At 35.8% G+C, this 16218-nt stretch carries 15 protein-coding genes; all 15 read right to left on the bottom strand.

The window, feature by feature from the left end; all coding sequences use genetic code 11:
* Window positions 1-51: 51 nt before the first annotated feature.
* Entirely contained in the window at window positions 52-684 is a 633-nt protein-coding gene (locus ACECE_RS0225475) for a stage III sporulation protein AG (protein WP_010252600.1), read from the bottom strand.
* 10 nt (window positions 685-694) lie between these two features.
* Window positions 695-1339, bottom strand: coding sequence for a stage III sporulation protein AF (spoIIIAF, locus tag ACECE_RS0225470; protein ID WP_010252598.1), 645 nt, complete (start codon window positions 1337-1339; stop codon window positions 695-697).
* 95 nt (window positions 1340-1434) lie between these two features.
* Window positions 1435-2649, bottom strand: a complete 1215-nt coding sequence (gene spoIIIAE / locus ACECE_RS0225465; RefSeq protein ID WP_010252596.1) for a stage III sporulation protein AE — start codon at window positions 2647-2649, stop codon at window positions 1435-1437.
* Between the two features lie 31 nt (window positions 2650-2680).
* The gene (gene spoIIIAD / locus ACECE_RS0225460; protein WP_010252594.1) at window positions 2681-3067 is read right to left on the bottom strand and encodes a stage III sporulation protein AD; all 387 of its coding nucleotides are present in this window, start codon (window positions 3065-3067) and stop codon (window positions 2681-2683) included.
* A 20-nt stretch (window positions 3068-3087) separates the two neighbouring features.
* Window positions 3088-3282 (bottom strand): stage III sporulation protein AC, encoded by a 195-nt coding sequence (gene spoIIIAC / locus ACECE_RS0225455; RefSeq protein ID WP_010252592.1) that lies wholly within the window; start codon window positions 3280-3282, stop codon window positions 3088-3090.
* 65 nt (window positions 3283-3347) lie between these two features.
* Complete coding sequence (gene spoIIIAB, locus ACECE_RS0225450) at window positions 3348-3863, bottom strand: stage III sporulation protein SpoIIIAB (RefSeq protein WP_010252590.1); 516 nt, start codon at window positions 3861-3863, stop codon at window positions 3348-3350.
* Complete coding sequence (gene spoIIIAA / locus ACECE_RS0225445) at window positions 3854-4876, bottom strand: stage III sporulation protein AA (RefSeq protein ID WP_010252588.1); 1023 nt, start codon at window positions 4874-4876, stop codon at window positions 3854-3856. The genes spoIIIAB and spoIIIAA overlap by 10 nt, the downstream gene beginning before the upstream one ends.
* Window positions 4877-5273: 397 nt before the next feature.
* Window positions 5274-5693: a CD1247 N-terminal domain-containing protein gene (locus tag ACECE_RS0225440; protein WP_010252586.1), complete on the bottom strand. Its 420-nt coding sequence runs from the start codon at window positions 5691-5693 to the stop codon at window positions 5274-5276.
* 113 nt (window positions 5694-5806) lie between these two features.
* On the bottom strand, window positions 5807-6364 hold the full coding sequence (gene efp / locus ACECE_RS0225435; RefSeq protein WP_010252584.1) for an elongation factor P: 558 nt from the start codon (window positions 6362-6364) through the stop codon (window positions 5807-5809).
* Between the two features lie 258 nt (window positions 6365-6622).
* Window positions 6623-7708, bottom strand: coding sequence for a M24 family metallopeptidase (locus tag ACECE_RS0225430; RefSeq protein WP_010252582.1), 1086 nt, complete (start codon window positions 7706-7708; stop codon window positions 6623-6625).
* A 28-nt stretch (window positions 7709-7736) separates the two neighbouring features.
* Window positions 7737-8165: a type II 3-dehydroquinate dehydratase gene (gene aroQ, locus ACECE_RS0225425; RefSeq protein ID WP_010252579.1), complete on the bottom strand. Its 429-nt coding sequence runs from the start codon at window positions 8163-8165 to the stop codon at window positions 7737-7739.
* Window positions 8162-9022 (bottom strand): TIM barrel protein, encoded by an 861-nt coding sequence (locus ACECE_RS0225420; RefSeq protein ID WP_010252577.1) that lies wholly within the window; start codon window positions 9020-9022, stop codon window positions 8162-8164. Before ACECE_RS0225420 ends, aroQ begins: the two co-directional genes overlap by 4 nt.
* Window positions 9023-9278: 256 nt before the next feature.
* Window positions 9279-12911, bottom strand: coding sequence for a cellulose binding domain-containing protein (locus ACECE_RS29865; protein ID WP_010252575.1), 3633 nt, complete (start codon window positions 12909-12911; stop codon window positions 9279-9281).
* Window positions 12912-12929: 18 nt separating this feature from the next.
* Window positions 12930-15284, bottom strand: coding sequence for a PilX N-terminal domain-containing pilus assembly protein (locus ACECE_RS0225410; protein ID WP_010252574.1), 2355 nt, complete (start codon window positions 15282-15284; stop codon window positions 12930-12932).
* A 5-nt stretch (window positions 15285-15289) separates the two neighbouring features.
* Window positions 15290-16165 carry a type IV pilus modification PilV family protein gene (locus ACECE_RS0225405; protein WP_010252572.1) on the bottom strand — a complete coding sequence of 292 codons (876 nt, stop codon included), beginning with the start codon at window positions 16163-16165 and terminating at the stop codon, window positions 15290-15292.
* Window positions 16166-16218 lie beyond the last annotated feature (53 nt).

The raw sequence follows: 16218 nt of genomic DNA, 5'->3' as shown, positions 1-16218 counted from the left end.
TGCAATTTTGTCTCATTTATATCTATTTTTTGAAATTTTTTATGTATAGGTTTAATTTCCTTTCCTTTCAAAAACCTGAATCTTATGTATAGGTACTCCAAGAAGCACCTTTACTGCATTTACTAGCTTTTCTTTAACAACCGCATCACTGGCTCCATCTGCCACTACTACCACTCCCTTAACCTCTGGCAGCAGTTCCTTCACAATTATTGGCTTTTTCTCTCCATTACCATTATCCTCATAAGCAATTTCACTTTCATAAGAGCTCTGATTTATTTTTCGTGTCCCCCCTGTGCTATCCTTTTCATCCGTTACGTCATCACTTTTCTTAATATCAGAATAGGGAACTATTTCCTTGCCTGATACATAAGTCACCAATACATCTACTTTTCCGGCCCCGCCTATCTGTGAAAGAATTCCCTCAATACTCTTCTCAATATCTGTCTTTTCATCTGTCACACCTAGCTTTGAAACCTCCTTGGCATTCCCAGGGTTATTTTCCTCTGTACTCTGGCCAGTATTACCCTTTTTGGATTTGCTTCCTCCTCCAAAAAATGTGCTTCCGGCTATAATAACTATAACTCCGATTATTATCACAATAACCAGATTTTCTCCAATTTTACTGTTGTTTTCAGCCTTGAACATTTTCTTAAAATATTCGATGATATTTTTAATTTTATCCATTTTGCCCTCCTTAATTTTCCTCTAGAGAAATTATTATATTCTCTTTCTGTATATTTAATATTTTTTCAATTTTTTCTTCAATCTGTGCCTTCAACCCATTATCAATTCTTTTCTCTGATGTTTTTTCTCTGTCGTCAGTTTTCTTAGTATTAACTGAAACTTTACCGATAGTTTTAACAACTTTTACAGTTTTAACAGTTTTTGCATCTTTATCATCTTCCCCAAGTTTTAAAGTAATATATGCCTTTTTTACCTCTCCGAAATTTTCTGTTGAATAATCCTCATTTATAATAACATCAGCCTTTGCATCCGAAACTCCCTTAACCTCTTTTACTATACCCTCCAATTGGTTTATAACCTTGTTTCTATATACATTTGTAATCTGCTTTGTTTGTTCTTCCTTTATCATTTCGCTGTTTACCATTATCTCCTTTTTATCGATAAAATTGCTGTTTGCCATTTGAAAATCTTCGAGGTCAACTCCTTTTTTCAGGAGACCAAGAACAGGATTTATCAGCGCAATTACAAGAATCAGCCCGGAAACCAGATTTATCATCTTTTTCATCTTGCCGGACGGCAAGAGCATTTCCAAAAGTACAATAAAGATTACAAGAGTTACTATATTTAGGCACCAGTCTTTTAAAAAATCTATCATTGTATCCTCCGCAAAGAGTTTTATTTAGGGAATTTGAAAGTAAAATAATATACAACAGAATTACTCTAATTCCCTAAGATTTTATTGATATCCAACTACCTCATCATGGCACTTAAATTGCTTGCAGTAATTAAAGCTGTTACTGTTATGAGAAACATAAATGTTACCGAAGCCACAATACCAAGAATATAAGTCATTGAACCAGCTACTTCTCCAATGCACTTAAGAATTCTGCTATCAGATACAGGCTCTAAAAGAACACATGCCATCCTATACATTACTATAATCGCTAAAATTTTTATTATTGGTATAACACTAATTGATATTATCCCAATCATAATTGCAACCCCAACTCCATTTTTTATAAGCAAAGTACATCCAATAACAGCATCAGCTGCATCTGCGAGATACTTTCCTGCTACAGGTATAAAAGCACTTATTGCAAACTTGGTTGTTTTACTTGTGACGCCATCAACTACTGCCCCTAATGAGCCCTGAAGTGATACAACTGCAACAAATATAGTAAGTATAAATCCTAAAGACCATGTAGTAATATGTTTTAAAAAGGCAGCCAGCCTTGCAACCTGCATTTTTTCCGAAATATTATCAACTATTGATATAATGGTTGACAGAACTATAAGAGGAATAAAAACGGTTTTGATGATTGTAGCAGTAAATTGTACAATCATTATAAGTACAGGCTGCAGCACTCCTCCCGATGTTATATTCCCCCCTGATATCAGTAAGGTTATAAGTACAGGTATGGATGCATACATAAAATTCACCATTGCATTGATTATTTCCATACCTGTCTTGAGCGCACTGCTAAAGCTAACCATTAATACAGAAACCATAACTATATAGCACACATAGAATGCAAGTTCCCCAACACTTTTACTCATAAAGGATGCCTGCAGGTTCTTAAGAACGGCACATATAATTACTAAGACTACGAGCTTTATCAATATATCAATATTTATGTATATCTCTTTAAATAAAAACATCAAAACCCTGTTAAAAATGCCTGATATATCGAATTTGAACTCTCCCTTTGCAACATCCTTTATCAGATTTTCCGGATCATATCCAGGCATTATTTCACTAAAGTCTTCATCTGCAATATTCTCAAGCTTGTCTTCAACAGACTTCACTTCATCAGTCCCCGCCTGCTGTTCAATTATTTCGTCCTCTGTAATTGCCTCCTCACTATAAACCACAATAGGAAAAGAAGCACAGAGTATAAATATTGATGTCAATAAAATAATTATTCTTGTAACCACACAAATAGTTTTGCTTTTGTTTGTTAACATTTTATCCCATCCGTTCACTGTATACGATTTTCTATGGCATGATACTTATAATTAAGTCCATCAGAGAAGTTATTATTGGAACTGCCAGAACAATAATTACTACTTTACCTGCAAGCTCAACTTTTGACGCTATCGCACCTTCTCCTGCATCTTTACACACTTCTGCTCCAAATTCAGCAATATACGCTATCCCTATAATTTTCAGTAGTGTTGAGAAATAAATAGTATCTATATTAACCTTTGTTGCATAGCTGTTTAAAAGCTCAATCACTGCAGTTATCTTCCCCAAAATCATGGTAAATACAATTATTCCTGTCGCTATACTTATCTGTATTGCAATCTCAGGCCTTTGCACTTTAAGTATCGCTATAATTACCGTTGCCACAATCGCCAACCCAATTATCTGTAGTATATCCACTAGCATCATCACCTTTAACTTTAAAACTGAAATAACGTCTTGACCGTATCAAATAGATTTGCTATCTCCTTGACTATCATCATAAGTACTACTATAAGGCCTGCCAGTGTTGTCATCATTGCCTGTTCATCTCTTCCTGACTTGTTAAGCAAAGCATTTAACACAGAAACCAGTATTCCTATAGCTGCTATTTTAAAAATTAATTCTATATCCATAATTTAATCTTTCTCCTTGTGTTTTTTCTTTGTACAAGTTATATATATTCAGAAAAACTTTTAATTTAGAACAATAGTATAATTATTGCCAGACCTCCCAGGACACCTAAATTCTTATACATGCTCTCATTCTTGACTTTTAGTTCCTCAGCTTTTTGTTCCTGAATTTTCAGTTGACTCACTGTTAAATGAATATTTTTGATCTGTCCTTCTAAGTCAGAGCTTCCCAGCATATTGCCAAAGGAAATAATTATATTCTCATCTTCAGAATTCAAGTTAGTCTTGTTGATATTTTCCTTAATAGCCTTTGTCCATGCCTCGCTGGCGCAAAGACCATCGTTCAGGTTCCGAACCGTTGCTTCAAAAAAAACGCCCACACTTTTGTCAGTACATTTATGTACTTTCAAAAAAGCATCCTCAAGCACATTTGATAAAAAACTTATTTCATTTTCAAAAATCTGAAGCAGTGATTGAAGGACTTTAAGTTCTCCCGGCCTTTTGGCGTAAGTATTTGCATGTGAATATCCCAAAAGACTGCAAGCTACCAATACAATCAGACTACCAACTAACTTTAGCAACATAATTGGTCTCTCCTATACAAAAACTTCATACTGCTTCCATCCAGCACTTCCTCTACGGTCCCAGGGCCATCCTTACAGCTTAGCACAATCAATCTTCCAAATACCTTTTCTTCCATCATGCCAAGAACTTCTTTGCGCATCTTCAGCTCCGAAATATTAAACCCATGGGCTGTAGTAATAATCTTCACTCCTGCATTTAGGACCTGCATTAAAGCTTCTTTGTCACCATTGCATCCTATTTCATCTGTTATAATAACATCAGGAGACATTGATCTTAGCATCATAGACATTCCAAGCTGTTTGGGGCATGCATCCAGTACATCTGTTCTAGCACCAACCTCTTTTTGGGGCGATCCTTTAAAGCATGCTGCAATTTCCGACCGTTCATCAACCACTCCAACCTTTAAACCTCTAATTGCAAATCCATCTACACCATCACTTAAATTCCTCGCCAAGTCTCTTAATATTGTAGTCTTACCACACTTTGGAGGTGATACAATCAGTGTATTGTAGACATCATTGTCCCCTTGAACGATGTATCTGAGGATTTTCGATGAACATCCGTATACTTCCCTAGATATTCTCATATTAAGTCCTGATATATCCCTTATATTCTTTATCTGAGTTCCTTCTAGTACTACCCTTCCGGTTATACCTACACGGTGACCTCCCTTTAGGGTAATAAATCCGTTTCGAATCTCATCCTGAAAAGCATATATGGAGTTTTCACTTATAAGCTCCAATGTTTTTATTATCTGTTCCTGTGTTACTAGTACTGGATTGATTGGTTTGCTTGTCAACCCACCCTCTGAATCCAAAAAAAAGTTTCCTCTGGAATTCTGAAGCATTACCGGCCTGTTCACCCTGAATCTTATCTCTTCCAGGCATATCAAATCCTTTATGGAAACTTTTCTTATCATACCTCTCAAGTCCTGTGAAATAAACTTCAATATGTCCCTCTCAAAATTATTAACTTCGTCCATTTTGATAACTTGCTTGTCTTTGGTAATCATAACGGATTCCCTCCCTAATATACTGACTTTCGCCTGATACCATTCGCTCTTAAATACCTATATAAATTAATATTATAATTTGTCCAATTGTATGACAAAAAAAATAAAAGCTCGGGGGTATCTTATCGAACACCTTCGCTTTTGCCTCTTTCACTTTGTTCGAAAGAGTCGTAAAAAAATCCCGAGAGGCATTCAGCCCTCGAGATTATAAGACATTTGCTTTGCAATTTCCTAATATAAAAAAGTCGGCTTCGCCGATTTATAGCTGGGGTATTCCTCTGTAGCAAACGGCCTTTCGGTAGACTTTTTTGATGCCAGAAAGAAATACACTTTCTTAGGCATTAAAAAAAGATATGTTAAGCAAGTTGCTTAACATATCTTTTTTTATTTATAAGTACTATTCGTGATCATGATCGCAGCAATCATCACAGTCACAATCCCATTCAACTGCTACATCTTTTCCGCAATGCGGACACTCGAAGGATTCTGCTTCTTCATCAAGCATGTCCTCGTCAAGTTCGATTATCTCACCACAATGTGGACACTCAACTTCTGCAAGAATACCATCATCGTAGTCTTCATCCTCTTCTTCACAATCAAAAAGAACTCTTTCTACTTCTGCAAGATCTTCATCCATATTGTCTACCTGTTCTCCAAGTTGTTCCTGAACTTCTTCCATATCATCGATAGCAAGAGCCATATCATCCAATACGTCAATTATGGAGCTCAATAGCTTGCCTTCGTTTGTTGCATCACTTATCTGCATTCCTTCTGCTAATCCTTTTAGGTAAGCAACCCTTTCTTTAATAAAGCTCATAGGTTTTCTCCTTTACTTTTTATTTAGCAAGAAATTTTATTTCTGTTTAAGCATAATACACATCAATAATCAGAACAGTCTTGAACCTTCAACTTCCTGATTTATTATACCCATTAAACTCTTTCCATATACTCCCCAGTACGGGTATCTATTCTAATAACATCACCGTTATCAACGAATAAAGGAACTTTTATTACTGCTCCTGTTTCAACAGTTGCAGGCTTTGTAGCACCTGTAGCAGTATCACCCTTGAAACCTGGATCAGTTTCAGTTATTTTCAGTTCAACAAATGTAGGAGGCTCAATACCAAATACATTTCCCTTATGAGACAATATTTTTACAACTTCATTTTCTTTTACAAACTTAAGAGCATCCCCGACATTAGCTTTTCCTATCGGCATCTGTTCAAAAGTTTCAACGTCCATAAAATGGTAAAAATCATCGTCACTGTAAAGATACTGCATGTCCTTTCTTTCAATGTGAGCTTTAGGCATTTTATCAGTTGGATTGAAAGTCCTTTCAACTGTAGCTCCTGTTACAATATTCTTAAGTTTTGTTCTAACAAAAGCTGCTCCCTTTCCTGGTTTAACATGTTGAAACTCAACTATTTGAAAGATATTTCCGTCAAGTTCAAAAGTCACGCCGTTTCTAAAATCACCAGCAGTAATCATTAAATTATCCCTCCAAAAATTATTAGATCAATAAATGTTTAATATTATATCAGTATTAAATACAAAATAATTATTTCCTAGTTTATATTAAAATAAAATCAAGCTAATTTCAAGAAAAAGTTTCTTATGAAGAAAAATAATGCTAATTTCGTCACAAAAACGTTCTGAAAATGTTATAAATTCCAGTTTGTAGACCATAAGCAACTAAAATACATTTTAATACTACGTATATTCAAAAATCTGTAATACTGATAAGCATCAAAGTACTATCATATCCTTTGTAGAACCTGTTAATACTAATGGCTTATCATTATTAATTACTATCATATCCTCTATCCTCACGCCACCCAGACCACTTACATATATTCCCGGTTCAACAGTTACTACCATGCCGTTTTTCATTTCGGTAATACTTTGCGGTGAAAGTCTTGGTTCTTCGTGTATTTCAATACCTACTCCATGACCAAGGCTGTGACCGAAATTCTCACCGAATCCGGCTTCGGCTATAACCTCTCTTGCAATCCGGTCAATTTCCTTGCCTTTGAGACCTTTTGCAGCACCAATAAGCGCGGCTTTCTGCGCTTTTAATACAATGCCATATATTTTTTTTAGTTCGTCCTTCGGCTGTCCAACAAAAACCGTCCTCGTCATGTCTGAACAATACTCTTTATAAATAGCTCCAAAGTCTAAAGTAACAGCATCTCCCATTTCAATGACTTTTGAGGATGCAACTCCATGAGGAAGACTTGACCTTACACCTGATGCAACAATTGTATCAAAGGATGGACCTCTTGCACCCTGCTTTTTAAAGTAATGCTCGATCTCGGAAGCTACTTCTATTTCAGTTACTCCAGGCTTTATAAACTTTAAAATATGAGAAAAAGCACCATCTGCAACCCTCACCGCTTCCTTGATTACTTCAACCTCATCCTGATCCTTAATAATCCGCAGTAACTCAACAGCTCCGTCTAAAGGTACAAGTTTGCTGCTACCAAGCTTCTTTCCGAGATCATCATAGGTCTTAAAGGTCATATAATCTTCTTCAAATCCAAGATTTCTGACGCCGTGTGATGTTAACAGATCATTTAAAGTTGTAGCCAAATTCCCCTGAAATTGGATTATTTCATATGACGGAACTTCATTTCTTGCCTGTTCAACATATCTGAAGTCGGTAACAAGCATTGCTTTTTCCTGAGTAATAAGCAAATTTGCAAATGTTCCAGTAAAATTGGACAGGTATATATAATTCTCCCTCTTTGTAATCAATGCACCATCCAATCCCATTTTCTTTAATTTGCTGCGTAGTTCTTTAAGTCTTTTTTCAATTTGAATTTGATTAGCCATTATATCACCCTAAATTAGATTCTTGTTTTTATAACATTGCTGCCGCATTTAGTCCCAAAATATAACTGATACTTCCAAAGCCACAGATTTGCCCCACACAAACCGGAGCAATAACCGAATGACTCCTGAATTCCTCTCTTGCATGAATATTTGACAAATGAATTTCAATTGCAGGTATCTCAACAGCTTTTATAGCATCTCGTATTGCTAAACTGTAATGAGTATATGCTCCAGGATTGATTATTATAACATCAACCTTTCCCCTTGCCTCATGGATCCTGTCAATGATTTCACCTTCATGGTTTGTCTGGATAAAGTCCACATCAACATTAAGCTTTTGAGCCTCAAGGTTTGTCTTTCTAGCTATATCTTCAAGTGTTTCGTTTCCATATACAGCTTTTTCTCTGGTTCCTAATAGATTTAAATTCGGCCCGTTAATGATTAATATTTTTTTCATTTTCTATCCCCCGCAACATTTTCATATATTTTCTTTAGTTTAAGCGCATCTTCCGCCATATTATCTCTGGACTCACAAATTATAACCGGCTCCATTTTCTTTTTATATATAGCCTCAGCCAAATATTCAAATTCAGGGCCGAATTGAATATCATCGATAGTCCAATGTCTTTTTTCTCCACCCTTGGTAAACTCAATTCTGCTGAAATGGCAGTGCAGATTCTTAAGTCTCTCAAAGCCTAACGCGTTCTCAATTGTATTCAATACTGCTTCAAAATCTTCAATTGAATTAAGAATCCCAAGCCCTCTCGCATGAATATGCCCGAAATCAACAGTTGGGATAAGGCTTTCATCAATTTTGCATATTTCAATTATTTCTTCAAGCGAACCTAGCTGATTTTGCTTTCCCAAAACTTCAGGACAGATACCCACATCATCAAGACCGCTTTCCTTTGCCTCTCCCAAAACCTCTTTCATAACTTCGCAAGCCATCTTAAGCGCCCACTTTTTGTCCACCTTGCTGTAAGAACCTGTATGTACTACTATTCTTTTTGCTCGCATCCATTTAGCACAAATTAAAGTTTCAAGAATATACCTCTTGGAATTAATTCTCTTTTCTTCCTCTTCGCTTGCCATATTTATATAGTAAGGAGCGTGAATACTCAAGTATATGCCGTTTTTAGATGCTTCTTCTCCAATATTTCTCGCTGTGGACTCACTAACTTTTATTCCTTTGCTGCATTGATATTCATAAGCATTAAGGCCCATATCACAAAGCCACGCAGGCATTTGAACAGAGGATTTGTATCCCTGTTCATAAAAACTTTCCGAATTTCCTGAAGGTCCAAATCTTATCATTTGCATCCACCTTTTTGTCTGCTTTAAGAATTATAAGCTTATTATAACTAAACTTATATACTTTTAAAACAGAATATTTAATTTTAATAAAACTTAAGGAGAATTTTAATATTCTATATTTAAAAAATCATGCACAATAGAAAAGGAGTAGAGTGATTACATTACTGGTTTAAGTACTGTAATCACATACTCCAATATAAGGCGGTTTCAAAACTCTAGATAGTAGTCTTCAAGCTGAAAATATTACTTCGGCTTTTTATTCAAGAAGTATCGGATCTTCCAGTTTTATATCAGCTTGGAATTTACTCTTTTCACTAGAATCTAGTGTTGAGTCTTTGGAATAAGCTTCAGAAATTACAAGGCCTAAATCATCCCATTCGCTTATTTCATAGAAAATTTTCATGTTAACATTGTTCAGTGAATTAGCATCTAAATATTCTTTTATTCCCATATTAAACACAGCAGTAGATGCCGTAGCTTTAACAATATAATCTATTTGGAGCACATTATTTTGTGTAAAACTTCTTAACACCTTAACTTTAAGTTTTCTATCGCTTCCTGTTCCTTCAGTCCAGACAGTAAACCCTGTTTGGCCCACAATTGATCCGTTCACATATACTCTAAACATATTTTTATTGATACTAGACCCTGACATAATTTCTTTTAAAATAAATCCGCTAGCTGTGCCATCCGGTTTGCGCACATTCAAATCCAGGCCTATCACAGGATTATCTATAGACCATAAAACTTGTATCTTCATCCGTACAGGTACATAGTCCCCGATGGCAAAATCATTGCCAACAGTTCTGACTGAGTGTTCCAGTGCAGTGAACATTTTAGGTGGATATAATTGTGTTCTAGGTATAACTTCTTTTTCCTGGCTTGGGCTTGACCATAAAAGCTGTGCCACAGCATTTGAAGTTTTTTCATGATACTCAATTCTAATATCGTATTTTAGCCCGGCTTCAAGGTCTATAATTCCAAAGTCTTCCGTTGATGTATGATCTATACTGTTATCTATCAGAGGAACACCGTTTACCCATAGCTTTATACTTTCATCTGAAATTGTATAGAAAGTATATTCTTCCGAGTATAACGGCTGTACCTTGCCTATCCATATTACCGAAAAGGTATCTTTATCGATGTATGAACTTGGTGACCCTGCACCCCAGTCAAAATTTACCTCAGGGTCAATTCTGACTTCTTTTATATTCGTAAAATCCATATTGTCATAGTATTCCCCTCTTAGACCGCTTCCTTGTCCAATCGTAGGACTTGGTCCGGGTGTACGAGTTGCTGTAGGCTTAGGTGTTGCAGTTGTTGTTGGCGTTGGTGTTGCCTCAACTACATCTGTAACTGATATTATAAATGCCTTCTCATAGTAAAGCCCACCTGCATCAGTAGTCCGTAACCTTATATAATAACTGTTTTTGGTTTCGTAATCAGGGCTGCCCAAAATCATAAGTTGGTTGCCAGCTATACTAAAACTCGCATTATCAGTTGACCCCTCTCCCGATACAAGTGCATATGTAAATGTATCTTCAGAATTAAAGTCAATGGTACCTAAATTACCAACCATTGTACCAGCCGGAATATTTTCCTCTATAGTTGTATTTGGCAGCACTATATCCGTTGGTGTTTGGTTACTGCACAAGATATCAATGGCATCAGCAACTCCCCATGTATTGTTATAACATGAAACCTTAATTGTATGTGTTCCGGGGGTCAAATCCAGTATACTATAAGTTACCGTTTGAGAAATATAATTTGAAGCACCGCTCATTGACATGGTTTTCTTATATACTCCATCAATATATATAGCAGCATCTGAATTCCCATTATATCTCGGAGCAATAAAATTTACACCTGTACCTCTAAATGTATACTCAAAATAATCTTCTCCGCCTGCCGAATCAGAATCATGCACGTCATAAAGATAATCACTGCCTGATCTGCCAGATTTATAACTCCAGCCTGAGCTGTAAACTATTCCTGAATCCGAGTCATTTATCCTTGTTGCAGAACCTGCAAGGGTCTTTAACTCAGAATCACTTAATGCCCTGTTATAGATTACAAAATCATCTATCATTCCGTCCAAATATGGGTCGGAGCTAGTCTGTGATTTTCCTATATAGTTATTTGAAGTGCTGCCTAAACTGGATGGCTTTAAGGTCATACTGCTGTTTCTTCCGGCCTCAACTCCATCAATATATAAAATACCTGTATTACCAGACAAAGTCACTGCAACATGCTTCCACACACCTATTGGCAGATTGTATCCTGATGAAATAGTCTGTTCAGACCATCCTCCACCTGTGGTTATTGCAAATTTAACCCCTTTAGCAGATACATCAGGACAATTGGGAGACAGATACATATAGGAACTTGTATTATTACCAAAATCAAATATCCTCTGCCAATTGCTACTAGTATCAAGCTTAACCCATGTAGCTATGGTAAAATCACCATACGAACTAACAATACCTGAAGGAAGGCTGGCATAATCATTAACACCATCTAAAGACAAACCATTTCTATTCCGCCCAGAAGTAATAATAGCACCTGAATTCAAGGTTGCATTTCCATAATTTCCTTTATAATCTTTGGATAAGGTAGTGGAACCAGTGATTGTACTATCAAACATATACCATGCACCAGCTTCTCTTTGCGGTGCTGTTGTCACAATAGGTGTTACAGTTGGGGTTGGAGTTTGAGTGGCTGTTGGTGTTGACGTAAGTATTGGCGTTGGAGTAGCTGTTGGTGTTGGAGTGGCATAAAATATATCAGGTGGAATTCCCCACACAAGAGAATTATCAACATAAGCTGTTACATAATTCCACTCGGTATAAGATGTTATAGTTCCATTAAATGAATAGTCATTCGTCTGTGTAAAATCCCTCCAATTTGTTTTAGCAAACCTTGTTTTAACTTCAATACTCGACCCTGAAGTCAGATATCCAGCTCCACTAGTAAATCCAATTTCCATATAATAATCTGCTGTAGTATATGATGTTGCTAGTTTCGTAAACGTACCATTTACATTTGCACTTCCTACTGTTGACCAATCACACCAAAAGCTTTGTTTTTTTTCACCATCGATTGTATAATAATACCTAAGTTTTACTGTGGAAAGATCAATTGAAGAGCTGCTTAAGTTAGTTATCCGAAAATTAGGATATATAGTATTTATAGTTGCGCTGGTATTTCCATTATAAAACTCAACCTTTAAAATCGTAGAAGATGAAGTTGGAGTCACGGTCGGTATTGTTGTTGGTGGTGTTAGTGTTGATGTTAGCGTTGGTGTTATGCTAGGTGTTGACGTTGACGAAAGTTCACCCGGTGCAATTCCATATACTTCTATATCATCAATTAAACCACTTACATAATTCCACTCAACATAATTTGAAGCGGACGAATTAAATGAATAATCATTTTTCTGACTATAATTGCTCCAGTCCGTTTTTGCAATCCTTGATTTTACCTCAATGTTAGACCCAGAAGTCAGATATCCCGCTCCACTTTTAAATCCTATCTCAATGTAATAATCAGCATTAGTATATGGTGTAACATACTTCATAAATGTCCCTGTAACATTTGAACTGCCAACTGATGACCAGTCACACCAGAAGTTTTGACTTTTATCACCATCTATTGTGTAGTAATATCTCAGTTTTACTTTGGAAAGATCTAAAGAAGTACTCCCTAAGTTTGTAACCCTAAAATTAGGGTATATAGTGTTTATCGAGTCAGATGTGTTGCTATTAAAAAACTCAACCCTTATAATTCCTGTATTAGCAGCATACGATGTTGTACCAATGAATTCAAACTGCATCACCATCTGCAGTACAAAAACTAAAATTACAATTACAACTTTTGTTTTCTTAAACATGCAACCATCACCTTTAACCTACTTAATTTCATTCCATTTTTCTATCCTGGTATTCTTTGTAGATATCCTCTGACTTTCAAGTGTCTCATCAGGTATTTCATATGTAAGCAAACCAAAGAAGCCATTTATGTTTACATCTGCTTTAAGTAGTGCATCTATTGCACTTTCATCATATGTAACATTTGCATCGCCCAAAAATATAATGTTCTTTGAAGCTAATAAAGTACCTGTAAAGTCAAAACCACCGTCGATATAAATATTTCCATCGACATAAATTATCCCCTTGGTTATCGGCATAATCTCACTGTTTATGTACCAATTTCCTCCGGACTCTTTAATTTCTACATCTTTATTTCCATAATAGACAAACCCCAAATCAGAATTTGAACTTACATAGGGCTTGTTGGCAACTATCATGTTTGTCCCGACAAAGTTGCTGTCTATGTAGTTATTGATGTTTTTGGTAGGTGCCGCAAAATTCAGCCTAGTGTATTCAGAATTGTAGGAGTCACTTAAGAGACCGCTAATCTGATTATAATATGCTTTAATAGCAGGTTTTTGAACATTTATGTGAAATAATGACGGATCATGTATTTCCTCAAATTGATAGCTGTCATATACAGTCCCATTTGCAATAATTACTCCATTTGAGTAACCTCTAAGTTTTCCATCAGCAGTAATCCCATTACCCATTATATTTATACTGTCAGCATTTACATATGTAGGAAAAATTCCATTAATGTCAGTCAACCAGAGATCAGTCCAAACTTTTTTAAAATGCATCGCACGGTTAATAAGTGGAAAATAGTCTGGCCTGGATGCTCTTCCTGAAATCATTTGCACAGAACCATTTGAATAAGACTTAAAACTAGCTGTTTCTGAAGGATCAATATAACTCCCTCCCTCATACCAGAATATTTTGTTTTCCGGGTTTGAAGGATCATCTTTCGTAAAGGCATTGCTTATCCTCATAGTTGATTTAAGTGCAGATATTCCAGACATATAAGGGAACTCACTGCCATCTAACAGATTCTTAAAAAAAGTACTTCCACCAATATATATTGCATCCATAAAGTTTAAAATTGAGTCCCCATTAACAATTACACTGCTTGTCCTTTTAGGAACAAGTTCATCCTCAGTTGCCACTGTATAACTGCCGCTTCCGTCGATAACATGTGATGTATCTACCAGGCCCTTATATACGCCATTTATGTTTACCACTGTACCATTTGAATCAATTTGAAGGTTGTCAAGCGTCGATAAGTTGTTTAGATTAAGAGTCGAATAGTTTGAATTTTTCTCTGATCTTAAAGACCTTGCATAAGAGTCCCCAGTGATTGATATACTTGAAGGATTAATACTTGTACTATAGAGAGAATGTATATAACCCATGGTAGAAGCATTACCGTTTATAGTCAATGAACCATAGTTATTAGTACCTGTCCTACTTGAATCAAACCCCATCTCAGCACATACATCCGCTGCATCCTGACACATTCCAACCATAATTCCACCATATCTGTTCCAATTTGCAGTCCAATCTTCAAATCTATCCTTTGGAAGAAGTGTGTCATCAACTACCGGAACTGTTCCAAAGCTCAGAACATCTCCTGTAACAGTAACATTTCCACCTGTAGCAATAAGATTTTTTTCTGTCACAATAGCCTTCTTTAAAATATCGTACTTAACAGGATTTTTTATTCTTGACTGTACTATCGGCTGGTACGGTGTATCATCAGGTTCTGCCAAAAGGTTCAAAACAACATCAATGTCCTTTTCATAGCCGTTATACAAACCGCCAACCCTTATGCTTAAAGTGTAGTTTGCACTATCAAATTGGGCCGATCTAAAAATCAACCTGCCATCGCCAGTTGCTAACTCCTTAAAAACAGTGATTCCATCAGCATCAATTTCTTCTGTGCCAAGAAGTTCTTTCATCTTGTCAGTATTGTTTACTGCACCAAATTGTGTAACTAAGCTATCTTTAAAGTATGTAAAATATTTTAATTCGTATTCTTGCTCCAGTTTTGACACATTATTAGGGTCAGATGTTTCTAAAGATATATTTCCTTCTGGATCTCTCAAGGAAATCGGATTATACTTTATCTGCTCCCTCAAGTCATCAGAAGCCTGAATCCTTGAAGCTTCCTGAATATCAGCAACTTTTTGATCAACTTTACTGATTATTTCTTCCGCAGTAGCTTCGGCTAGGGAGTAAGCCTTTTCCAGATCATTATGAAAAATGCTCATTTTCATTGAGCTCAGAGTTACTGCCATAAGAGAAATTCCAAGTAAAGACATCACTATAATTATCAGAATGGTTAGTATCAGTGTTGAACCCTTTTTGGACTTGAGCAAATACCTGACATACATATAAATCACCTGATTTTCTTTACATATGATAACATTTTATTTAACTCCTGGCCTTTATACTCTACAATCAATTCAATCTTAAAGAGTACGTTATAGTATTCTTCACAGTTGGTACCTACCTCATCAAATTGATAAAATGGTCTCGTCCCCACATTCTTTATTTGCAGGCTATCTCCTTCATCATTAACAACGTAAAAAATAACCTTTCTATTCTCACTAACCTTATTCAGGTTTACATTTAACTTAAAAATATCCTCACTGCCATTTAAATATTCAATCTTGATTTTTATCGGGTCTGTTTCAGTCACATTCAAGAGCTCTGCTGTCTGAAAATAAGACCCCTTCTCATCATAAAACTTATAAGTGCATATTCCGCTTGCTTCGCTTATATCAATAAAGTAATTTACAGGAACAAGCTCAAAGTTTAAGTTGTAAGATACACGGTTTAAATAAACATTTCCCGAGTTTACCGAAAAGTTTAAATTGCTATCAGGTATATCACTTATTTCTGGAAAATTGTATGTCCCACTTAACGATGATATAGTTCCTTCTTTTTTTATAATTTTGTACATCACCCTATAATCATCTTCCATCAAGTATTCTTTATAATCCGTAGTTTTGGCATCAGCTTCTGAAACAGCCTCAATATCTAAAAAATCAGGCTTTGACTTGATTTCTTCCATTACTGTTTGCGATAATTCCGAAGCCTTAAGAACCTGCTCGGAATAAGCATTATTTCGTGTTGAAAGAATAATTGTACCCAAAAAAGGACCGGTTACAATAGCCAGTATCCCAATAGATACAATCACTTCAATCAACGTTAAGCCCTTTTTATTTGCGGATAATTTAGATAGGTGTGTGAAAATACCTTTAGCTTTCATTTTCCATCTCCCTATCATCAAAGATATCAATATATAAAGACGTTTTTATTGGT

The sequence above is a fragment of the Acetivibrio cellulolyticus CD2 genome, assembly GCF_000179595.2.
Classification (GTDB): domain Bacteria; phylum Bacillota; class Clostridia; order Acetivibrionales; family Acetivibrionaceae; genus Acetivibrio; species Acetivibrio cellulolyticus.
Note: the sequence above shows the minus strand (reverse complement) of the source record. Positions and strands in the feature narration are given on the sequence as shown.